General features: G+C 38.4%; 18 protein-coding genes. 4 read left to right on the forward strand and 14 right to left on the reverse strand.

All coding sequences use genetic code 11. The annotated features are described in order from the left end of the window. Positions 1 to 155: 155 nt before the first annotated feature. Positions 156 to 530 (reverse strand): tryptophan-rich sensory protein, encoded by a 375-nt coding sequence (locus WBM60_RS10160; protein ID WP_424276159.1) that lies wholly within the window; start codon positions 528 to 530, stop codon positions 156 to 158. Positions 531 to 567: 37 nt separating this feature from the next. Continuing rightward, the gene (locus tag WBM60_RS10165) at positions 568 to 1,260 is read right to left on the reverse strand and encodes an arylesterase (protein WP_424258794.1); all 693 of its coding nucleotides are present in this window, start codon (positions 1,258 to 1,260) and stop codon (positions 568 to 570) included. 74 nt (positions 1,261 to 1,334) lie between these two features. Between WBM60_RS10165 and WBM60_RS10170 the strand changes: the two genes are divergently transcribed. The 3 genes from WBM60_RS10170 (at position 1,335) to WBM60_RS10180 (ending at position 5,457) form a co-directional block, all read left to right on the forward strand. Next, positions 1,335 to 2,024, forward strand: coding sequence for an ABC transporter ATP-binding protein (locus WBM60_RS10170; protein ID WP_424258792.1), 690 nt, complete (start codon positions 1,335 to 1,337; stop codon positions 2,022 to 2,024). A 50-nt stretch (positions 2,025 to 2,074) separates the two neighbouring features. Beyond that, positions 2,075 to 4,576: an ABC transporter permease gene (locus WBM60_RS10175; protein WP_424276160.1), complete on the forward strand. Its 2,502-nt coding sequence runs from the start codon at positions 2,075 to 2,077 to the stop codon at positions 4,574 to 4,576. Between the two features lie 623 nt (positions 4,577 to 5,199). After that, complete coding sequence (locus WBM60_RS10180) at positions 5,200 to 5,457, forward strand: hypothetical protein (protein WP_424262501.1); 258 nt, start codon at positions 5,200 to 5,202, stop codon at positions 5,455 to 5,457. Positions 5,458 to 5,638: 181 nt separating this feature from the next. Here the strand turns inward: WBM60_RS10180 and WBM60_RS10185 are convergent, their stop codons facing one another. From WBM60_RS10185 to WBM60_RS10230, 10 genes are all read right to left on the reverse strand, one after another. Next, positions 5,639 to 7,207: an amidohydrolase family protein gene (locus WBM60_RS10185; RefSeq protein WP_424262503.1), complete on the reverse strand. Its 1,569-nt coding sequence runs from the start codon at positions 7,205 to 7,207 to the stop codon at positions 5,639 to 5,641. Between the two features lies 1 nt (position 7,208). Then, positions 7,209 to 9,734 carry a M14 metallopeptidase family protein gene (locus WBM60_RS10190; protein WP_424262505.1) on the reverse strand — a complete coding sequence of 842 codons (2,526 nt, stop codon included), beginning with the start codon at positions 9,732 to 9,734 and terminating at the stop codon, positions 7,209 to 7,211. Positions 9,735 to 9,857: 123 nt separating this feature from the next. Next, on the reverse strand, positions 9,858 to 11,078 hold the full coding sequence (locus tag WBM60_RS10195) for a sensor histidine kinase (RefSeq protein ID WP_424262507.1): 1,221 nt from the start codon (positions 11,076 to 11,078) through the stop codon (positions 9,858 to 9,860). 163 nt (positions 11,079 to 11,241) lie between these two features. Then, the gene (locus tag WBM60_RS10200; RefSeq protein ID WP_424277468.1) at positions 11,242 to 12,636 is read right to left on the reverse strand and encodes a Gfo/Idh/MocA family protein; all 1,395 of its coding nucleotides are present in this window, start codon (positions 12,634 to 12,636) and stop codon (positions 11,242 to 11,244) included. A 102-nt stretch (positions 12,637 to 12,738) separates the two neighbouring features. Next, complete coding sequence (gene secA / locus WBM60_RS10205; protein WP_424261609.1) at positions 12,739 to 16,101, reverse strand: preprotein translocase subunit SecA; 3,363 nt, start codon at positions 16,099 to 16,101, stop codon at positions 12,739 to 12,741. Positions 16,102 to 16,314: 213 nt separating this feature from the next. Beyond that, entirely contained in the window at positions 16,315 to 16,539 is a 225-nt protein-coding gene (locus tag WBM60_RS10210; RefSeq protein WP_013551418.1) for a DUF2795 domain-containing protein, read from the reverse strand. A gap of 136 nt (positions 16,540 to 16,675) precedes the next feature. Then, positions 16,676 to 17,251 (reverse strand): cob(I)yrinic acid a,c-diamide adenosyltransferase, encoded by a 576-nt coding sequence (locus WBM60_RS10215; protein WP_424261604.1) that lies wholly within the window; start codon positions 17,249 to 17,251, stop codon positions 16,676 to 16,678. A gap of 270 nt (positions 17,252 to 17,521) precedes the next feature. Continuing rightward, on the reverse strand, positions 17,522 to 18,022 hold the full coding sequence (locus tag WBM60_RS10220) for a hypothetical protein (protein ID WP_424277466.1): 501 nt from the start codon (positions 18,020 to 18,022) through the stop codon (positions 17,522 to 17,524). A 55-nt stretch (positions 18,023 to 18,077) separates the two neighbouring features. Beyond that, entirely contained in the window at positions 18,078 to 19,958 is a 1,881-nt protein-coding gene (locus WBM60_RS10225; protein WP_424277465.1) for an ABC-F family ATP-binding cassette domain-containing protein, read from the reverse strand. Continuing rightward, entirely contained in the window at positions 19,955 to 21,160 is a 1,206-nt protein-coding gene (locus WBM60_RS10230) for a DUF4105 domain-containing protein (RefSeq protein ID WP_424277914.1), read from the reverse strand. The genes WBM60_RS10225 and WBM60_RS10230 overlap by 4 nt, the downstream gene beginning before the upstream one ends. A 94-nt stretch (positions 21,161 to 21,254) precedes the next feature. Between WBM60_RS10230 and WBM60_RS10235 the strand changes: the two genes are divergently transcribed. Then, complete coding sequence (locus WBM60_RS10235; protein WP_424277464.1) at positions 21,255 to 22,013, forward strand: CDP-alcohol phosphatidyltransferase family protein; 759 nt, start codon at positions 21,255 to 21,257, stop codon at positions 22,011 to 22,013. 56 nt (positions 22,014 to 22,069) lie between these two features. Here the strand turns inward: WBM60_RS10235 and WBM60_RS10240 are convergent, their stop codons facing one another. Both WBM60_RS10240 and lptB read right to left on the reverse strand, forming a co-directional pair. After that, positions 22,070 to 22,492 carry a hypothetical protein gene (locus tag WBM60_RS10240; RefSeq protein WP_424277913.1) on the reverse strand — a complete coding sequence of 141 codons (423 nt, stop codon included), beginning with the start codon at positions 22,490 to 22,492 and terminating at the stop codon, positions 22,070 to 22,072. 199 nt (positions 22,493 to 22,691) lie between these two features. Beyond that, positions 22,692 to 23,432 (reverse strand): LPS export ABC transporter ATP-binding protein, encoded by a 741-nt coding sequence (lptB, locus tag WBM60_RS10245; protein ID WP_424259534.1) that lies wholly within the window; start codon positions 23,430 to 23,432, stop codon positions 22,692 to 22,694. Positions 23,433 to 23,447: the final 15 nt, after the last annotated feature.

Here is a 23,447-nt window from a genome sequence, read left to right on the forward strand (position 1 = left end):
GAAATGAGTATAGATACTTCAACTACTAAAGAAAACACTGTTGCTCGTTTGTACAAAAACAAGAATAGCCGAGTAAAGAAAGCTTTGTCTTTTACTACAAAAAGAAACAAAGCTAAATTGGCTTAATTCTTAGCTTTCATTTTAATGCCTTTCATTTAGGCCATCAGATATTTCTCCAAAAGCATACATCCCACATAGAAGGAAGCGATAATGATCCAGACGATTTGTGGAGTCATCCATTTATATTCCTTCATTGGTAGTTGTTTGAGTTTTCGCATATAGACTACTGTTGCCCATAAGGTAATCAGATTGCCCAAAAAGGCAACTTCTAACTGGTTAAAGAGAAAGGTGTAGAGCGGATATAACCATACCAGGACCAGTAGGAAGATACCGAAGTGGAAGATTGGATGTTTCCTTCCCTCTGCTTCATATACTTTATAAAGAAACCAGAACATAATAATTGTAAGCAGAATCCAAACCGTGGCAGCGGCAGAATCTATCCAGGAAAGTGCATTGATGATATTGTCCATAGTATCCATATTGCGCGGGATTAAACGTTTATTTTGGTTATTTGGTCAGTACCGGTTCCAATACTTCCCATACGTTATTAGCCACAATTTTTTGCCCTTCAACGGTAGGGTGAATACCGTCTTCCTGGTTTAATTCAGGAATACCTGCAACATTATCCAGTAAAAAGGGGATAAGATAAGTTTCGTTCTGGTCAGCCAACTCAGGGAATATCCTCCTAAATTCCGTAGTATACTCCTGGCCCATGTTTGGTGGTATCTGCATCCCGGCAAGGATGATAACTGTATCCGGGTTTTTCTCTTTAACAGAATTCACAATGGCCTGCAAGTTTAACCGGGTCTCATTTAAAGGAATACCTCTCAAACCATCATTGGCGCCCAATTCCAGAATAAACACATCGGCTTTTTGATTTAGCACCCAGTCAAGCCTGTTTCTTCCACTAGCGGTTGTTTCGCCGCTTAGTCCCGCGTTTACAACCGTGTAATTTAAATTAAGGGAATCAACAATTTGTTGAATTACTGCCGGAAAAGCCTCCTCTGTGTCAAGACCGTAGCCTGCTGTGAGGCTATCACCAAAGAACATAATAACTTTGTTATTTCCGTTTTGATCGACACTACTTTCCGTTTGCCCGGCGTCAACGGGAGAATTTTCTGAGGATTTTCCGGACTTTTCTCCACAAGCCAGCATTAGTAAAAACACTAAAAAATAACGAAATTTTAAGAAGGTCTGCATGTTTTAATGGTCTTAATGTCGAAATCATTTCCTTATTTTGCTGCGTCGTTGCAAACAAAATCTAATTTCTACCAATGTCAAAGATATTAAACGTTAACCAACTGGGGAAAACCTATTCCAGTGGTTCTAAAAAACTAACTGTTCTGGATGCTATTTCCTTTGAAATTGAGCAAGGGGATACCTTTGCCATTGTTGGTCCTTCAGGTAGTGGTAAGACTACTTTATTGGGGCTATGCGCAGGTTTAGATGAACCCGACTCTGGTTACATTGAACTTTGTGGCACTCGAATTAACGATTTAAGTGAAGATCAACGCGCCCTTTTGCGCAATAGAGAAGTGGGGTTTATTTTTCAGGATTTTCAGTTACTTCCCACGCTAACAGCTCTGGAGAACGTAAGTGTGCCCTTAGAATTACAAGGGGCAAAGGAAGCCAGGAAGCAGGCGATGGAACTTTTACATAAAGTAGGATTGGCAGATAGGTCTCACCATTATCCCTCTCAGTTATCAGGTGGTGAGCAACAGAGAGTTGCTCTGGCAAGAGCTTTTAGTAATAGGCCTTCTATCCTTTTTGCCGATGAGCCTACCGGTAACCTTGACGAAGAAACAGGAGAAAAAGTTGTAAAACTGCTTTTTGAACTTAATAAAGAAGCAGGTACCACTTTGGTTATTGTAACACACGACCTGGATCTTGCAAAACGTACGCAGCATATTCTAAGGCTCAAAGGAGGAAAGATAGTTGCTAATGAAAGCACAGTAATCTCGTGAAAAACCAACAGGAAGCTTCATCTTTGGCAGGCACAGGCTGGCTCTTTAAAATGGCCTGGCGTGATGGAAAGGCTAGTGGAGGCCGACTTACTTTGTTTATGGCCTCTATCATCCTTGGTATTACGGCACTTGTTTCAATCCAATCTTTTAGTGATAATCTTAAAGAAAATATTCGTCTCCAGTCCAAATCACTAATGGGAGCGGATTTTATAATTGATTCAAGACAACTTCCGAATGAAAGAGTACAGGAAATTATAGATTCATTAGGAGGAGCAAAGGGTATGGAAGTGAATTTTGCATCCATGGCAGCATTTCCAAAGAATGAAAGCAGTAAACTGGTTCGTGTAAGGGGGCTTGAAGGTGATTTTCCACTTTACGGGGAAATAGAGACTGAACCGGCAGATGCGGCAACTTCTTATATTTCCAATGAAGGTGCCCTGGTAGATGCCACAGTGATGCTGCAGTTTGAATTAGAAGTTGGAGATATAATCAAAATAGGCAATGCTAGTTTGCCAATTACAGGCACACTTATATCTGCACCCGGTAATAGCGCATTTGCCAGTTCTGTTGCACCACCGGTTATTGTTCCATTTGGCATTATTGAACGAACGGGGCTACTGCAGGTAGGCAGTCGTCTGGACTATAACTATTATTTTAAGGCCCCGCCGGAGATGGACCTCGATGCTCTTGATAAAGAACTAGACCCCATTTTGGATGCTGAGAATGCAGATCTGGATACACATACATCAGGGAGCAGACAACTGGGTAGTTCCTATGGAAATGTTGGAAAATTCCTTAACCTGGTTGCATTTATTGCTCTTTTATTGGGCTGTGTAGGTATCGCAAGTTCTGTACAAATCTATATAAAGGAAAAATTGAGGTCGGTGGCTGTACTTAAATGTATGGGAGCCAGTCGAAAGCAGACATTCCTTATTTATTTGATTCAAATAGCAGGTATGGGCCTTCTGGGGGGTGTTATTGGAACGATTGGGGGTATCTTGCTGCAACTAACATTTCCAAGTCTGCTGCAGGACTTTTTACCTTTTGAAGTGCAATTGTCACTGGCGCCTCAACCCATTATAATGGGTTTATTACTGGGCGTGTTTATGTCTGTGCTGTTTGCACTATTACCACTTATGAGTACCTGGTATGTCTCTCCCTTACAGGTACTGCGTATTCAAGAAACACAAGAGGAGCGTCCCCGAAAAGCCAGGGCCCTCGTATTTATAGGAATATTAATCTTTATTTTCCTGTTTTCCCTTTGGCTTTTAGAAGACTTGCGTTATGCCATTGGTTTTGTGATCAGTATTGCGGTAACCTTCTCCATATTGGCTGGTGTTGCCACTCTGTTTATGAGGGGAATAAAAAAGTTCTTTCCTACCAAATGGAGTTTTACCTCAAGACAAAGCCTGTTAAACCTTTTTCGGCCAAATAATCAAACTATGGTATTACTAGTAGCTATTGGGGTAGGGGCTTTTCTAATTAGCACGCTCTATTTTACCAAAGATATACTGTTGGCAATGGCACAGCTTGATAGCAACAGTGATAGTCCTAATATAATTCTGTTGGACGTGCAAAGCGAGCAAAAAGAAGACGTGGCAAATAGCATAACCCCTAAAGGCCTTCCGGTATTAGATAATATTCCAATAGTTACTATGCGTATGCATACTATAAAAGGACGTGCTGCAAATGATCTTCGACAAGATACCACCCTGACAATGAATAAATGGGTTTTGAACCACGAATTTCGGGTTACTTACCGTGATTCCATGATTTCTTCGGAGACCCTTACTGAAGGTGAATGGGTGCCGGAAACTCCTAAAGTAGGACTTATCCCTATTTCCATTGCTGATAATATTGCCAGAGATGCTGAAGTTGTAGTGGGAGATACGATTGTTTTTAATGTCCAGGGTGTTTTGATGGAAACCGTTGTGGGAAATATTCGCACCGTGGACTGGGCACGAATGCAACCTAATTTTAACCTGGTCTTTCCTAAAGGAGTTTTGGAAAATGCCCCACAGTTTCACGTTATAACAACTAATGCACCCAATGCGGAGGCTTCAGCCAACCTTCAGCGAGAATTAGTTCAAAAATTTCCTAATATCTCGGTCCTTGATTTGCGGCAAATTGTAACACTCATAGAGAATGTTCTGGATAAGATTGCGTGGGTAATTAATTTTATGGCCTTTTTTAGTATCCTTACTGGTATTATTGTATTAATTGGAGCTGTACGTACCAGTAAATATCAGCGTATAAAGGAAAGCGTTCTTTTACGGACCCTGGGTGCAAAAAGTAAACAAATTCTAAAAATCACAGCCCTTGAATATTTTTATTTGGGTGTTTTGGGTAGTGGTATAGGTATATTACTTTCACTGATAAGCAGCCAGTTACTGGCTACATTTGTTTTTAAAGCGCCGTTTGTACCTTCTTTAGTACCCTTTTTAGTACTGTTACCGGGGGTTACGCTACTCGTTCTATTAATTGGTCTTAGTAATAGCAGGAGTGTGTTAAACAGTCCGCCTTTAGTAGTTTTACGCAAGGAAGGGCGGTAGGTAATAGTTTTATAAAATAAAGAAAAGATTTCTCAATCGCTGCTTTGCAACTCATGTCGAAATGACTGTTGGGTTTTAAAATATGCCGGTGCATTGTATAACTGTCATTTCGAACCGCACGAAGTGCGCGTGAGAAATCTAAATTTATGTATTTTCAATTGTATTTGCATGCAGTCTTGATTTCTCAATCGCTGCTTTGCAGCTCATGTCGAAATGACTGTGGGGTTTTAAAATATGCTGGTGCATTGTATAACTGTCATTTCGAACCGAACGAAGTGAGTGTGAGAAATCCTGTTTATTCAAATTTTGTCTTGAAAACAGTTATATTTTAAAACCCACGACTAAACCAAACTTAAAAAGCAATAAATTCTTACATTTTATTGTGTCTTTTTTAGTGCTTTATTTCCTAATTCTCTCAATCATTCTTGTATAATCCAATTACAAACCCGGCTAAAAAACCTAAAATTCCGATAAAGGGTTTTTTGCTTCAATTCTTTTCATCCGAAATTTTTATCGCTTTATCGCAAATTTTTCCAGCTAGCGAAAAATAAGGTGCTTTCAGCGATTTATACCCTAAGGATACCACTTTCTGTAGTTATTTTATTATACCCAAATCTAATGACATGAAAGCGTTTTTAACCTTAGTACTTATACTTTTATTCGGAGCTGTTGCTCTGGCCCAAAAAACTACAGACTATGGTAAAGTTGAAACATTTCAAATGGATATTGTTCTGGATGCTAGCCTTCCTGTTTCTCACAATAGTGGGCAAATTGAGGCAGCAAAAGAAGACGCTGTTGCGCGCTTATACAAATTCAAGAATACAAGAGTAAAGAAAGCTTTGACTTTTACTACTAAAAAAAATAAACCCAAATTAGCTTAATCCTCAAACCCCAAACCTAATGATACTATTTATTCTATTATTACCTGTTGCACTTCTAATGAGTTATTTGATTGTTTTTCCTAAAACAAAAGGAGTTTTAAGACCTATTAAAGTCCCGACAGGCCGAAGATAAGTCCTCCCTTTGTACTTAAAATAAAGCAAGAGTCGATTAAACTGATTATTATTCCTGAATTCCAGGTTGTTTAATTTGATAATTCAAACGCTTTTTTTCTGCATCCACCATTTGCTTTACTTCCTGGAGTAGTGCTTTGGCATCGTAGATTATACCATCCTTTATGGTGTATTTTACCCCACCAACACGCACGACTTCATTATCTTCAGTAAGTTTTATGGCGCCAGTGCCATATAGTACTTTCAGGTTTTCTAATGGATTTTCGGATACAACAGCAAAGTCGGCAAGTTTACCAACAGTTACTGTGCCTATTTGATCATCCATTCCTAAGGCTTCTGCTCCGTTTAAGGTTGCTGAGCGAATAATCTCTAAAGGATGAAACCCGGCTTCCCGTAACAATTCCATTTCGCGGATATAAGCAAAACCATAAAGTTGAAAGATAAAACCCGAATCCGAACCTGTGGTTACACGGCCACCTCTGTTCTTATACTCATTTACAAAGGTCATCCAGAGTTTGTAATTTTCCTTCCAGGCTACCTCCTGTTCCGTACCCCAGTAATGCCAATACGAACCATGGCTTATTTTGCTGGGCTGATAGAAATCCCATAATGAAGGCAAGGTATAATCTTCATGCCATTCGGCTCTTCGGGCCCTTTGAAGGTCTCGGCTGGCTTCATAAATATTAAAGGTTGGATCAAGGGTAAAATCTAAGGCGATAAGTTCATCCATCACTTTATTCCAATGTTCAGAATAAGGTTTTGCTGCCTGTTGCCAAAGTTTACCGGCCTCTTCAAAGCGGTCCTGCTCATTGTTGTAATTGTAATCCAATGGATAATCCTGCACCGTGCGGTCTTCAAAAAGAGCTTCTGGTAGGCCATACCAGTGCTCCATACTTGTTAAACCAGCCCTGGCAGAATGGAGTACATTCCATCTGGCAACATTAAGCTGAGCATGATGACAAGCTGAGCGTAAGCCTAATTTTTTGTTTTCATCCAAAGCTGCGGTCATAATTTCTGGTGGTGCCCCAAATAACTTAATGCCATCAGCTCCTTTTTTGGCGTTATTCCGTACCCATTCCCGTGCCATTTCCGGAGTACTTATGGTGGCATCACTACCTTGTCCAAATCCGGTATAGGCTAAAATACGGGGTGCTACAATTTCATTTTTAGCACTTTTTCTTTTTAGATCCATAGTAAAATCCACCCCCCGACCGCTCGGTTCACGTACCGTAGTAATTCCATGAGCCATCCAGAGTTTAAAAACATAGTCTGGTTCTGCACCCTGAGCTTTTCCTCCAATATGACCATGCATATCAACAAAGCCAGGAAGCAAATACATGCCTTCGCAGTTTAATTCCTTGCCACCAGCTTTCAGCTGTGGCCGGTCTGAGTCTTTTATGGCTACTCCCGGATAGCCTACTACCTTTATACTTTTAATACGATTGTTAACCACTTCTATATCTACGGGCCCCATTGGCGGTGCCCCATTACCATTAATAAGGGTAACTCCCCTGATGATAAGTTGAGAAAATGGCCCATCGCCCTCGTTACTCTGTGCAAGTATTGAAAGATTGCAACATATGATGAGAATTAAGAAGGAATTTATTTTTTTGTTCATACTAGTCGTTTTGTTTAGGTACCTCAATCTTATCTCCCAAAAATAAGGCGTTAAGGAATAATCTGTTGGTGCCATACCATGACCCCCGGAAATTGGGATTATCCGCGAACATGACTACTCTGCCACTGCCTAAGGGACTTACTATAAGTGAAGCCGAAGTTTTTAAGAATTCTTCACTGTTCTTTCTGCTTATGTACCCGTCTATCAGGGCATTCCTGGAGTATTTCGCTACGGTAGAATACTCATTCTTACTCGGTGAAAGCCATACAGTATTGTTTTTATATACCGGAATGTCTGTATCTCTGTAACCAAATGCCAGCGGATGGGTAACATCCAGATCGGCTTTAAGTATAATTCCTCCAAGGCCTTCTCTACCAAGGTTTTCATCAGCATCGGCGTATGGCTCTCGCAATACTGCCTTGGTAGAATCTACCTCGGATTTGGTAAGATTCTCTTTAACAAGTTTTTTATCAATAGCCCATTTAGAGGCTGTTCCAATAGTAATAAGTGTATTCCCCTTTTTAACCCAGTCTGAAAGTATGGTCTGCTGCTTTTCTGTAAAATTATACTTTCCAGAAACCATTACCAATGTATTGTATTCGTCTAGCTTTACCTTATCATAATTCCTGATAGGTATTTTTGTAATTGGCATATGTACTCTGGTATCTAATAAGTGCCATACCTCTCCTGCTTCATAGGAGCGGGTTCCATCTCCTATAAGCATTGCGGCTTTGGGTTTTGTTAATGGGCGAATATGCCTGCTTCCCAGATCAATTCCCTGGCTGTTGTAACCAGTAGCTATCCCATAGATAGGGACCTGATATTTTTCCTGTGCCTCAAGCACCCATTTATAAACTTCATCCGCGTCTTTCTTTTGAAGGCTTATGGGTAGAATTAAGGCTCCATAATTAAAAGACTTGCTGGCATTATCAATCGTTGTGGTAAATGGTTTAAAGGCAGAAGAAAGTACCAACTTCTTAGATTGTAGAAAATTTAAGACTGCAGGTGCATTGTAATCATCCCAATCGATAATATAGGCATAAGATGATTTTTGCACAGGTTGGACGTTTACAAGATCATCTGTAGAAGTTATTTTATCTCCCCGACTAAGCTTCTTTACTCCCCTGTAGTTTATATTATAGAAATTTGCCACAGACCAGGCAGACGCATCATAAAAAACGCTGTCGCGATATTTTTTATAAGTTTCAAACATCGTTTGCACCATCCTGTACTGGGGCTGGGATGTGGGCACTACATAGGAATCATTGCCGTATTTGTATACATCTATTTTATGGATTAATAGCTTGTCAATAAATGCCTTTATCCGGTTTTTGTCATGGCGATCTCCAAAGCTGTATCCTTGAACTCCTTTTATTGCCGAATTCATCATCGCCGTTTTAAAGAATTCTTTTTGATATGAACGCAGATAATCTTTGTTCTCAACTGCAGCCTTCACAGTAGTGATACTCGATGTGTACTGATTGCGAATGGTAAAGGGAAATGTGATTTCACCAAAGGCCGTTTTCTGCTTATGCCCCCTGGAACTAGCCTGTTCAAACAACAGCCCAAGGCCACCCTGAATATCAGGATAAGAAGAACCGTAACCCGGATAGGTACCGTCAAAAGCCTCTTTGGTAAAATAAAATGAACCTATGCTGTCTAAGGCCTTGGCAAAATAGTTTCCAAAAATAGTATTAAGATCCTCATAGTTCTCTTTAGGCATAATAGGGTTTAGAGAACCGTTCGCTTTCATTGGTTCAAAGAAATAAGTGCTTTGAGAACCCATTTCATGAAAGTCGGTAACTACATTGGGGTACCATTCATGATACCAGTTAAGTTTACCACGACTTTCCGGGTTTATTGCCAGAAGCCAGTCCCTGTTGAGGTCGAACCAGTAGTGATTGGTACGCCCGCCAGGCCAGTATTCATTGTGCTCTGCATCCTGGGGGTCTGCCACAAGTGGATTGCCCTGATAGCTATTTGCCCATTGAGTGTGCCTGTCCCTGCCATCAGGATTGATAGCTGGATCTATAAAGATTACTGCGTTCGTTATGTAATTAAGTATCTCGGGATTCTCAGAAGCCACAAAAGTATAAGCGCTTAAAAGCGCTGCTTCGGAACTGGATGGCTCATTCCCATGTACGTTATAGCCCAAATTAATAAAAATTGGAAGTGATGCGTCCGGGGACGAGGATTTGCTGGGATCTGTAAAGGCAAGGTGCCTTTCCTTAATAGATTCCAGATTAGACAAATTATCCGGGGTAGTAATCGTTAAGATTACGAGTTTACGACCTTCATGTGTTTTGCCATATTCATGGATAGATGCTCTGTCTGAAAGCTCTGCGAGTTTTTGTAAATAAGCTACAATAAGATCATGCCTGGTATGACGTTCTCCAATTCCATAACTTAAAAACTCTTCAGGAGAAGGAATATTACTATTAAAAGGCTCGTATTTTTTAAGAAAGTAATCCTGACTGAATGTGAGGCTACTACAAAATAAAAAACATACTAGTAAAATATTCTTCATAAGGGCAATTTTTGAATTAGTCGGCTAAATATAGGTATAAATTGCCTTAAGAAGAAAAGTCTTTTTACATGGGGAACTTATGTGTCAGGAATATAAAATAGCCGCCTTTTATAAGGGTTTTCTTTAAGCCACTGATTGATGAAAGTCACTCTGACCTATTTCTTTAAAATTAACAATATAGTTTGTGCCTTTTTTGGAAAAGTCTCTGATTATTGATCCTTTTAGCTGACGGGCAAGGTTATGAATTAGCTTTAAGCCAAGAGAACGGGTATTTTTAAAATTCACTTCCTCTGAAAAACCAACACCATTATCTCCAATATTTAGAATGTAGTCCTTATCAGCCATTTTCTTTAGCTCAATATGAATTTCCCCCTGGTCATCCCCTTTTATTCCATATTTAAGTGCATTTGTAAGTGCTTCGTTGATGAGGAGGCCAAGAGGTATAGCGGTATCTATGCCCAATTCTATTTGAGGAATATTAATGTTTACCTTAACGTTACTATCGGCACCCTTTACAGATTTCACCAGGTATTCACTTAATTCTTCAACATAGGATTTATAATTTATTTTAGACAGATCGTCGCGCATGTAAAGCATTTCATGTACCATAGCCATAGAGATGACTCTGTTCTGACTACTTTTTATAAGATTTTTTACTTTTTCATCCTTTATCCCCCTGGACTGAAGGCTTAGCAGGCTGGAAACCGTTTGCAGATTATTTTTAACCCTGTGGTGCACTTCTTTGAGCAGAGTGTCCTTTTCATGTATCCGTTCTTCAACTTCCATCTTGGTTTTATAAAGGTTGTGGTGTGCTTTTAAGAGGTTTTTACCCAGAACTCCACCCAGGAGGTAAACGGAGAACAAAATGCTTAAAAAGCTAAAAAGGTTTTGACTCTCAACGGGAACAACATTTTGGGTTAAAGAAAAATCGGAAATTCCCTGAACAAAAATTAAAGCAATAATCAGAACAGTGAGGTATAAATAGATTTTACCATAATTGCGCGTAGTCGCATATCCCGCAAACACAACAATTGCCAGCACAAAAATAAACGGACTGTTTATGCCACCTGTTAACATAGTGATAGCAGTAGCTGAAGCTAAGCCAAGTATAGAAAGGATGTTATACGTAAGCGTTAGGTTTTTGTGAGATGCATAGGCCAGGTTATTAATTACACTCAACGCACCAAAGGCCAGAAATATATGGGGAACAATTTCATAAATATCCAGGACAAAAAGACAAACCAGACCAAATATTAAGGAGGAAATAGAAGCAAAATAGCTTACCCTAAGGGTCAGACGTATTTTATCCTGTATTCTGTGCTGATGTTTGGTTTCTTTTTCCATAGTCTTAAGTTATATTCATTGATGCAGCTATGCTTCATATGGAAAATCGCAACCGTAGTTGGGAAGCGAATTCCCTCAATGGTGTAAAGCTATATATGTTTTATCATATATTCAACAGCTAATCTGACAAAAAGTAACTTTGTTATCTACAATATTAAATATGTTAATCCCGTACCTCCTTAGGCTGTAAATTGGTCAGATCTCCAATGTTTATGGCTGTGCCGGTTTCAATACTTTTCCTTGCTGCAATCCCAATAAGTACAGACATTGCGCCATCTCTGCTTCCTGCAGTTCTGCCGAAAGGATCAATAGAATCAGCACTTCTAAACAATTTGTCTTGTAAGCGTTTGTCACCTCCGCCGTGACCGCTTTTTTCCATTTCTACCATAACAGTTTCAAAATCCTTCCACAATTTGTGCACTATTATGGGTTCAATATTCTCAGTTTCCTCATTGTTCTGCTCCATTTCCTTGTCGTGCATTTCGGCCTGGTCTATGTTCATCTCTTTATAATATGGGATGTCCATCCATGCTTCCAGCCTTCCTTCCGTACCGTTAAAGGCAACGCGCCAACCTTCCAATGGAGAATAAGTGGTTAGCGAATAATTTAACTGCACGTTATTTTGATATTTTACCTGTGCAGACATCTTATCATATATGTTTATTTCATTTCTAAAAAGGCAGTTGTCTCGTATGTACCCGTCATATTTCTCATTTTTTGTATACAGATCAGTCAAAAATTGATTTTTAGAAATGTCCCAATAGAAGTCACAATTAGATTTATGATTGCAATTTCTACAGTTGTCCCCTCTGAAAGGGCCATTTTTGCCATAAAATTCCAAATCACCGAACGCAAATACTTCGGATGGCTCAGAATTGATCCACCAGTTAAGAAGGTCGAAATGATGCGTGGCCTTGTGAACCCACAAGGACCCGCTGCTTTCCATCTGTCCGTGCCATCTTCGGAAATAACTGGCGCCATGGTAAGTATTCAGATACCAATGAAAGTCAACTGAAGTTAGTTTGCCAATGGTGTTGTCTGCCAATAACTGTTTTATTTTGGTGCTATAAGGGCTCCAACGGTAGTTAAAACCTACTATCAGGTTTTTGCCTGACTTTTTTTCCGCATCCAGAATGGCCTGACATTTATTTTCATCTGTAGTTAATGGTTTTTCGGTAAGTACATCGCATCCCATTTCCATTGCTTTGATAATAAATTCATGGTGAGTTGCATCTTTTGTGGTTACGATAACAAGATCCGGTTTAGAATCCCGGATCATTTTCTCAAAATTTGTAAAAGTAGGGCAATTGGCCCCGGTATATTCTTTTCCAAAGGAGAGGCGCCCCGGATTTATATCGCACAAGCCCACAAATTCCAGGATATCTGAATATTCATCAACAAGGCGTTTTCCCCAAAAAGTGATACCACGAATACCTGTTCCAACAAGGGCAATTTTTAATTTTACATTTATTCCAAAATCAAACTGTGTAATTGGCATTGCGGAAGAGGCAGCTAACATGCTAATGGAAGTCAGGAATTTACGTCTGGAAGATTTCATATCAAAATAATAATAAGGTGTCAATACCTAAAGATATAGCATTTTGAACAAAAAAAAAGCGTCCATATACGGACGCCTTTTTTAATAATATCGGTTAGTTTGTCAATCTTGGATCAATACCCATTCTCCGCGGTCTATAAGAGGCTCTGCCTGTTTGAATTTGACAGTCTTGCTTTCGCCGGACATTACATTTTTTATTGTGACTTTTTCATTCCTACCAATTTTTGGTTTTTCCCTCACAATGGTTTCCGTTATTGGAGCCCTGCCGCCCTGGTTCTGACCTACTGCTCTGTTCCGGGCTGCTAATTCATCATTATTAGGAATTTCCTCCTTAGTAGTCTGCAGCTTCTCTTTAGGTCTTCGTACATTCCTGGCTTCCTGAATCTCATTAGTATCAGCTGAGGGTAATTCCCCTTTGAACAAGAAGGAAACTACTTCTTTGTTGACCTTATCTATCATGCTTTTAAAAAGTTCAAAAGCTTCAAATTTATAAATTAACAAAGGATCTTTCTGCTCGTGAACAGCCAATTGGACAGACTGCTTCAACTCGTCCATTTTCCTTAGGTGAGTTTTCCATGAGTCATCAATGATGGCAAGAGTTATATTCTTTTCAAAGTCTGTTACCAATTCTTTACCGTTCGACTCATAGGCATTTTTAAGATTGGTGACCACATTAAGCGATTTAATACCATCAGTAAAAGGAACTACAATACGTTCAAATTTATTACTGCTATCCTCGTATACCTTTTTAATAACAGGGAAAGCCGTAGCGGCACTTCGCTCCATTTTGCTCTGGTAATAATCATAAGCAGCGTCATAGGTTGTATTTGCGATTTCCAGAAAACTCTGTTTGCCAAATTCTTCTTCTGTAACCGGAGAGGTAATGGAAAAATACTTGATGAGTTCAAATTCGAAATTCTTGAAATCGCTAGCGGCCTTGTTAGTTTCAGCAATTACTTCACATGTATCATAAACCATGTTTGCAATATCTACTTTAAGTCGCTCACCCTGCAGTGCATGCCTTCTTCTTTTATAAACTACTTCACGTTGGGCATTCATTACATCATCATACTCCAACAGTCGTTTACGAATACCAAAATTATTCTCTTCTACTTTTTTCTGCGCCCGTTCAATAGATTTGGTCATCATAGAATGCTGAATCACTTCTCCTTCTTCAAGACCCATCCTATCCATCATTTTTGCAACCCTGTCTGAACCAAATAGCCGCATTAGATTATCTTCCAAAGAGACGTAAAACTGTGAACTACCCGGATCTCCCTGTCGGCCCGCACGACCTCTCAACTGCCTGTCTACCCTTCTGGAGTCGTGTCTTTCTGTACCTACGATGGCCAAGCCCCCTGCTTTTTTAACATCTTCAGATAATTTTATATCCGTTCCACGTCCTGCCATGTTTGTTGCAATGGTCACTACACCCGCATAACCTGCTTCTGCTACAATATCGGCTTCTTTTTTATGCAGTTTCGCATTTAAAACATTATGTGGAATTTTTCGTATACTCAACATTCGTGATAATAATTCGGATATTTCCACAGAGGTGGTACCAATTAGTACCGGTCTTTTTTGTTCCGAAAGTTTGGTAACTTCGTCAATAATGGCGTTGTATTTTTCTCTTTTGGTCTTATAGATAAGATCGTTTCTGTCATCTCTGACTATTGGCCTGTTTGTAGGGATTTCCATAACATCCAATTTATAGATCTCCCAGAATTCACCTGCTTCCGTTACCGCGGTACCTGTCATACCTGAAAGCTTTTTATACATTCTGAAATAATTCTGCAAAGTAACCGTAGCAAAAGTCTGAGTCATTGCTTCGATTTTTACATTCTCTTTCGCTTCAATGGCCTGATGTAATCCGTCTGAATACCTTCGCCCATCCATTATACGGCCTGTCTGCTCGTCTACAATCATCACTTTATTATCGATAACCACATACTCCACGTCTTTTTCGAAGAGTGTATATGCCTTTAATAACTGGCTCATGGTATGGATACGTTCGCTTTTTATTGCAAAATCTTTGAATAATGCCTCTTTCTCAGATGCTTCCTGTTCGATTTCCAGGTTTTGATTTTCAATTTTTGCAATTTCACTTCCAATATCAGGCATCACAAAAAAGTCTTTTTGATGGTCTCCCGAAATATATTCTATGCCCTTATCTGTAAGTTCAATCTGGTTGTTCTTTTCATCGATTACAAATAATAATTCCGAATCTACCTGAGGCATTTCCCGATTGTTATCCTGCATATAAAAATTCTCAGTTTTTTGAAGCAGTTGTTTTATGCCTTCTTCACTAAGAAATTTAATAAGGGCTTTATTCTTGGGTAAGCCTCTGTGGACCCTCAGTAATAGAAAACCACCTTCTTTGGTATTTCCAGCGGTGATTTCTTTTTTGGCCTCTGCCAGAACTCCTGTAAGGTACTGACGTTGTTTCTGAACAATGTCTGATACTTTAGGCTTCAATTCATTGAATTCATGACGATCTCCTTCCGGTACAGGCCCGGAGATGATTAAAGGAGTACGGGCATCATCAACAAGTACAGAATCAACCTCATCCACAATGGCATAGTGGTGTGGCCGTTGCACAAGGTCACCGGGTGTATGTGCCATGTTATCCCTAAGATAATCGAATCCAAATTCGTTGTTGGTTCCATAGGTAATATCTGCGTTGTAAGCGGCCCTTCTCCCTTCAGAATTAGGTTGATGCTTGTCTATACAGTCCACGGAAAGCCCATGAAATTCAAATATTGGTGCCATCCACGCACTATCCCTTTTGGCCAGATAGTCATTTACCGTAACCAAATGGGCCCCTTTTCCTGCCAGGGCGTTAAGGTACATTGGTAAGGTAGCAACAAGTGTTTTACCCTCACCAGTCTGCATTTCTGCAATTTTACCCTGATGCAAAGCAATCCCGCCGATTAACTGTACGTCATAGTGTACCATATCCCATGTCACTTCCTTTCCTGCGGCATCCCAGGAGTTTTGCCATACGGCATTGTCACCCTCCAGGCTAACATACTCTTTGGATCCAGATAACAATCTGTCAAATTCTGTAGCTTCAACAGTGATGGTTTCATTATTCACAAATCGCTTTGCGGTTTCTTTAACTACCGCAAAGGCTTCAGGAAGAATCTGGTTTAAGGTGATCTCAGTAATCTTATAGACCTCGTCTTCTAGTTTATCAATTTCTGCATATATTTCCTCATTTCTGTCAATATCCAGAGAGGCTTTTACTTCTTCTTTCAATATGTCAATCTGCTTCTGAAGTTCTTCGGATGCCTTTGTTATTGTTAGTTTGAAGTCCTGTGTTTTTTTCCTAAGTGCATTATGGTCCAAGGTTTCTATCGCTGCTTCAAAGGATTTGATGTCCTTTAAAAGGGGTTGTAGTTCCTTAACATCTTTCTTAGCCTTGTCACCTACAAATGCCTTGATAACTGAATTTAAAATACTCATATAATATTTATGTTTTGATAGCAAGCTCTTCAGAACTTAAAGCGCAATTGAATAAGTCTTAAAATTGAGCAAGATGCTACAGAATTGCAATATCCTTTTTGAAGCAAAAGGCGTTCCAGATTTTATATTTCTCCTAAAACTTCGTAAAGCCTGTCAAAATTACATAAAAAAAAAGCCTCAAATGAGACTTTTAATAGGTTTTAGGAAACTTCTTTAATATTCATCCTCATTCCAGAGGTAATCTTCTTCTGTGGGGTAATCCGGCCATATTTCTTCTATTGATTCGTAAATCTCACCACCTTCTTCCTCCATAGATTGTAAATTCTCTACTACTTCTAAAGGGGCGCCTGTTCTAATAGCATAATCTATTAATTCATCTTTGGTGGCTGGCCAGGGTGCATCGCTTAGATAAGATGCTAGTTCTAATGTCCAATACATGGCTTAATTCTAATTTTAAAATTTTTGCAAAAGTAATTTTTAAACCCATATTGCCAAGAAAAATCTGAGTAAAATCACACTTTTTATGAACAATTTATGGTTTTGATAATTTGATAACGAAGAAAAAGTATAATTATTAGTCTTTTTTCTTAGGAACCCACTTTATTTCATCCGCCTTCAGATCGTATGACAACTTCCGTGCCAATACAAATAAATAGTCTGAAAGACGGTTGAGGTAAGTCAAAACCATGCTGTCAACAGGTTCATTTTCATGTAGTAGTGTTACCATTCGCTCCGCTCTTCTGCAAATAGTACGAGCAATATGACAGTATGACACTGTTGTGTGTCCGCCGGGGAGGATAAAATGGGTCATTTCTGGCATGGTTTCATTCATAATGTCCATTTCATTTTCTAATTGCGTTACATCTTTCATGCTTATCAAAGGGATGTTCAAACGCTCTTTACCACTTTTTAATTGTGCTTTTTCAGGGTCCGTGGCTAAAATTGCACCTACGGTAAATAATTGGTCCTGGATGGTGATAAGAATCTCTCTGTAATGTGTGTCCATTTCCTGATCCCTAAGGAGTCCAAGCCATGAATTTAGTTCATCCACAGTACCATAACCGTTAATGCGGATGTGATGTTTAGGAACCCTTGTACCTCCAAAAAGTGAAGTTGAGCCATTGTCTCCGGTTTTGGTATATATTTTCATAGGCTATTTTAGAACTTTTGAGTTGCAAGTTAGGAAATTGGGTTTATATGAAATTTTTCACTCTGTGATAAATTAGGAATACCTATAATATTAACAATTACTTCCTTTTATCCTTTCGCTCATAACCATCCATAAATTTCCTTGATTTTCTCCTCTTTGAGCTCTTTTTGCTAACAATAGAAATGACAATATAAACAAGGGCAACTCCGGCTAAAATGTAATAAATACTGTTGTTCATGTTATAAAAAAATCTATCTTAAAGTTAAGATTTTAAATTCTAATCTTAAAATGTTCCTGGGCTTGTGTTTTATGGAAAAAAAGAAGGCCGCCAAAATACATATCCACGCTTACTGTTACAAAATCGGTTAGCAGTAATTTGTCCCAAAATTCTTTCGAAGTCTTGTTTTTCCTGATATCGCCAATATAAATTATTCCATTCGGTTGTTGTTTGGCGTAGTTTTTCATAGCCAAAATTTGAGATTCTGTAACTAGTGTCCCATAATATTTTATATCAAATGGCTCTTCAAAAGAAAGTGATGGAAATTCCTTTTTTACTTTATTTTTTAAAAGTTTATTTCCTTCAACCAGGGCTATACTGTTTGGTTTAAAGTAATTAATGCATTTGAAAAATATATTCAGTGATTTTGACCTGCAGTATTTATGTTTTATATAAAGACCCTCTGTAACAAAACGGTAAATAAAAGGAGAATGGATTCCATGCTGGTTAGTTGCCTTAAACCAAAATTTCAGATAGCTAAAGGTGTCAGACATTAAAGTAAATTCTAATTATCAGTAAATTTGAATAATGCAATTACCACTTGGTTTATTAGTCTTCCAATAGCATCGAAAGCTCAAACCATCGCTCTGTTTTATCCTCCAGATTTTCTATAATATCTTTTAATCTTATTGATAAAACATCTATTTCTTCCCCAGATAGCCCAGTATTGGCAAATTGATTTTGAAGCTCTACCTTTTGTTTTTCTAAGTTCTGAATGGATTTTTCCAGCTTGTTATACTCTTTTTGCTCCTCAAAAGACAGTTTTTTGCTTTTGTCATCAGACCGCCAGGAATTTTTGTTTGATTTATTTTGGGTGTTATTTCCTTTATCAGCCCTTTGTTCTAAAACATTACTGTCTTCATATGCCCTGTGATCTGAATAATTCCCGGGGAAATCTTCAACAATTCCATTCCCCTTAAAAATAAATAAATGATCTACTATCTTATCCATGAAATAGCGGTCATGGGATACTACCAGCAGGCATCCGGGAAAATCCAGTAAAAAGCTCTCAAGGATATTTATGGTTATAATATCCAGATCATTTGTTGGTTCATCCAGGATCAGGAAATTGGGATTCTGGATAAGGACGGTACATAGATACAACCTCTTTCGTTCTCCGCCACTCAGCTTTTCTACAAAATCATATTGTTTTTTCCTATCAAATAAAAATCGTTCTAACAGCTGTTGCGCAGAGAGCTGTCTTCCTTTTTTTAAAGGAATATAGTCCCCAAATTCTCGTATGACGTCAATCACTTTCTGACCTTCTTTTATTGTAATCCCATTTTGTGTGTAGTATCCGAATTTAATAGTCTCTCCCACTACAATTTTTCCACTATCTGGCTGTTCAAAGCCTGTTATAATATTCAGGAAAGTAGTTTTGCCAGTACCGTTTTTTCCAATAATTCCGATTCGTTCTCCTCTTAAAAAATTATAATCAAATTTATCAAGTAAGAGAATTCCCGGGAAGGATTTAGAGACTTTGTGAAGCTCAAGAATTTTGCTGCCCATACGCTCCATATTTATCTCTAATTGAATTTCATGGCTTTCTCTGCGTTGTTGTGCCTTTTCTTTGATACTATGGAAATCATCAATACGCGATTTGGATTTTGTGGTTCTTGCCTTAGGCTGTCTTCGCATCCAGTCCAGTTCTTTCTTATAAAGCAACTTGGATTTATGTTGCTCTACTGCTTCAAGTTCCAATCTGGCTTCTTTTTTCTCAAGATAGTAAGCATAATTTCCTTTGTATGAATAAAGCTGACCATTATCCAGTTCCAGAATCTCATTGCAAACCCTTTCCAGAAAATACCTGTCATGAGTAACCATAAAAAGAGTAATCTTTTTACGGCTGAAATAATCTTCGAGCCACTCTATCATTTCCAGGTCTAAATGATTTGTAGGTTCATCCAGGATTAAAAGATCTGGCTCATTCAACAGGGCATTAGCCATTGCCAGTCTCTTTTTTTGCCCACCGGATAGACTGCCTACTTTGGCTTTAAGATTGTCCAGTTTTAATTTGGAAAGAATTTGTTGGTATTGGGTTTCAAAATCCCAGGCTTTATTCCTTTCCATAGATTCGAAAGCTTTTTGGTAAGCTTCTTCATTTTCGGGATGTTCCAAAGCTGCTTCATAGGCAGCAATAATCTTTAGAATCTCATTGTCAGACTCCAAAATGGTTTGCTCTACCGTTAGATGAGGATTAAGATCTGGTTCTTGTTCCAGGAAAGATATGCGAATTCCTTTACGGTAGTTTACAGCGCCACCATTTGGGACATCTTTCCTTGCCAGGATATTTAAAATGGAAGTTTTACCTTCCCCGTTTCGGGCAACCAATGCAATTTTCTGATTCTTATTTATACCAAACGAGAGGTCTTCAAACAGGACTAATTCTCCATATGATTTACCTATATTTTCTACGGAGACCAAATTCATTTCAGTCGTGGATTGGAATTTGTGAAATAACGGTAAAGTAGGGCGTATCTATGACCCAGTATGGCAAATACTACTGCAATTAGTGGTGAAAATTGTTGAATTTGAAAAATCCAAAGGATCAACGTAATAATCAATAAAACCAGCAGTATCATAATATATTTACCCATCCATTTTGGGATCTGGTCTTTTCTAAGGAGAAAATAGCAGGCTGCAATATTTAATGGAAATGCCCAAAGGATATTAAAATTATTTGCTGTTGCAGAATGATCGGTCATGAACCAAAGGAAGAAAATAAGTAATCCGGCAGATCCTGTAGTCAGAAATAAAAAAAAGTCGAGCCACCTGCTCCGAGTACCATTCCTTAAATCTATAAATGATATTGTAAGGGTAAAGAGTAATAAAAGGAGTAACCAAAAAAGCGGTGATGTGCCAAAATTATTATTAAATCTTTTGTTATTATATTCAAGAACGGTGCGTTCTCTAAGGACTAAGGCGTTCTCTGCCAGCGTTGTATTACTCATTTGGAGCATTACATATTTGGGCAGGAACATATACTCTTCAGGGGCAGCTTCCCTATCTATCACGGACCCCAGGGCGAGGTCTATGCCAAAACTGGACCAGGAATTAGTAAGCAGATTTTGTTGGATAAGATCTCTGAAAGTGAAATGGTTTTTAAGATGTGCTCCATTAAATTCAATGCTGTTTCCGAGAACTTTTTTTAAAACCTCGGGCAATTTTGTGGCACAATTATCAAATAAGAAATCATATTTATAATCCCTGTTTTCTGGCTTTCGATTGTTTTCTAAAAAACTGAATAAGGCATTTTGTTCTTCCCGATTAAGTTTTAATAGTTGTTCTTTTACCCAACGTTTTTCCAATTCATATGTAAAGAGGAAATCTGAAAAAGTTGTAACGCTTAAGGAATAAAGCAATTTCCCCCTGGCAAATTTATAATAGAAGTTAGGCGTATTAAAATCAAAAGTTCCGTAGTTATATACCCAATTTATTCCTTTGGCAGAGTCCTGAACCCTAAAAGCACTGTGCCCGAAACTAGAATACAAATCCTGACCGGAGTCACATGTAATTATACTAATTTGGGCATTATCTGATAGTTGAGCCTGCAGTGAAAAACCCCAAAAGGCGATCCATAACAAGTTAAGGAAGCAAAGTTTTTTAAATTGAATTCGTAGTGCTCTGATCACTTGAGGAATAACTGTTAACGGCAAATATCCGAATAAAATATGTTAAGAAAGAGTTAGAATAAAAATTATATTATTTTTACTGAAACTGCCAACCATGAAGAAACATATTCCACAGTATATTACCATGCTTAACATTTTATGTGGATGTATCGCTACAGTATTTGCTGTTTTGAATATGTTGGAACTGACCGCAATTTTTGTTTTTCTGGGAATTATTTTCGATTTCTTTGACGGACTTGCCGCAAGATTGCTGGATGCACAGAGCGAATTAGGAATCCAGCTCGATTCATTAGCCGATCTAATAACCAGTGGCCTTGTTCCCGGTATTGTTATGTTTCAACTGCTGGCTATGTCTCAAACCGGTGGGTGGAATCTCGATTTCTCAGGTGGTTCAGAAACGCTAACATGGACCGGATTTAAAATTTCATTCCTGCCTTTTTTTGGCTTTTTAATTACTTTGGCTTCGGCTTACAGATTGGCAAAATTCAATATTGATGAGAATCAGGCTACCTCTTTTATAGGTCTTCCCACACCTGCAAATGCACTATTTATACTATCCCTTCCTTTGATACTCCTGGACCAGGGTAATGATTTTTTAAATGAGATAATTCTCAATCCATGGTTTCTGATCATAATTACCATTCTGAGTTCCTATCTTTTAAATTCGAGGATAGAATTATTTGCTTTGAAATTTAAGAACTGGAGTTTTAAAGATAATGCCCTGCGCTACATATTTGTAATTGTGAGTTTAGTCTTATTGCTGACGATGAAATTTTTAGCAGTTCCTGCCATCGTGTTTTTTTATATCGTTAGTTCCATGGTTTATAAACTTGGTGCGAAAGAGACAAAATAGGATACAATTCAATCGCTTTCTGCTCAGAATGAACACATCATATTGATGTATTATGTTTATTGCTTAGTCATATTAAATTTGCCGCTATTACCACCGGACGCCGTCCAGGTTCCCGAAATCTGACTGTTTGATGTACTGCTGCCACGAAGGTCTATACCTGTTCCATCGCATTCATCTTCACCGGCAGCCGTAAAATTTCCATTTGTAACCCACCAGGTTCCTTGAAAGGGACAAATAATTTGTGAGTCAGTCTCAGCGATAATATCACCATTCTTTTGTAGTGTAAATATCGCTGTCTCAGTTCCCAGTGTTCCTTCAACAGTGCCATTCCATGTGCCTACAAGTTTAGCATCAATAGTCCTTGTAGAAGAAACTTCTGTTACTGGTATAGAATTATTATCCTCCGATGAACAACTACTGGTAAAAATTAACACTAAAATGATTAAGGAAAAAAGAGAATTATGGATTAAATTTTTCATAACACAAAGGAATTATTTGTATGCTATCTAAATTATAGAAACTAATATTTTTTTAGCTCTGTTGGTTAGCAATTATCCTGAAAATATACGAGGGTAATTTACTAATAATCCCTACACAATCAGTCAGTTATGTATATTGTGAATCTAATTATTTATGAATTAAAGAATCTCAATATAATTTTATCACAGACTAAGTATTTTAGAAATCCAATTTCTTTTTACGAAGTTCAAAATTCTGTCCCAAATAGACTTTACGGACCATTTCGTCTTCTGCAAGAACTTCGGGGATACCCGATTTTAAAATGCCGCCCTCAAACATCAGGTAAGATCGTTCTGTTATTGCTAGGGTTTCCTGAACATTATGATCAGTGATCAGGATTCCAATATTCTTATTTTTTAGTTGAGCCACAATTCGTTGAATATCTTCAACCGCAACAGGGTCAACACCAGCAAACGGTTCATCCAGAAGTATGAATTTAGGATCAGTAGCCAGGGCTCTTGCTATTTCCGTACGTCTGCGTTCACCTCCGGATAACAAATCTCCTCTATTCTTTCTGATATGACCAAGTCCAAACTCTTCTATAAGCGACTCCATTTTTATGTGTTGCTCTTTTTTGCTCAGTTTTGTAAGTTGCAAAACACTTAAGATATTATCCTCAATACTTAATTTTCTAAATACCGATGCCTCCTGGGCCAGATAACCAATACCGTTTTGGGCCCTTTTATACATTGGATATTTTGTGATCTCAGTATCATCTAAAAAAATCTGTCCTCCATTGGGTTTAATAAGCCCTACAATCATATAGAAACAGGTAGTCTTTCCGGCTCCATTCGGACCAAGTAGCCCAACTATTTCGCCCTGGTTGACCTCCAGGGAAATGCCCTTAACCACCTGGCGCCCTCTGTAGGATTTCATTATGCTATCTGCTCTTAATTTCATTCAGAAGAATTATCT

Origin of the sequence: Eudoraea sp. (assembly GCF_049669105.1) — a bacterium.
GTDB lineage: Bacteria > Bacteroidota > Bacteroidia > Flavobacteriales > Flavobacteriaceae > Eudoraea.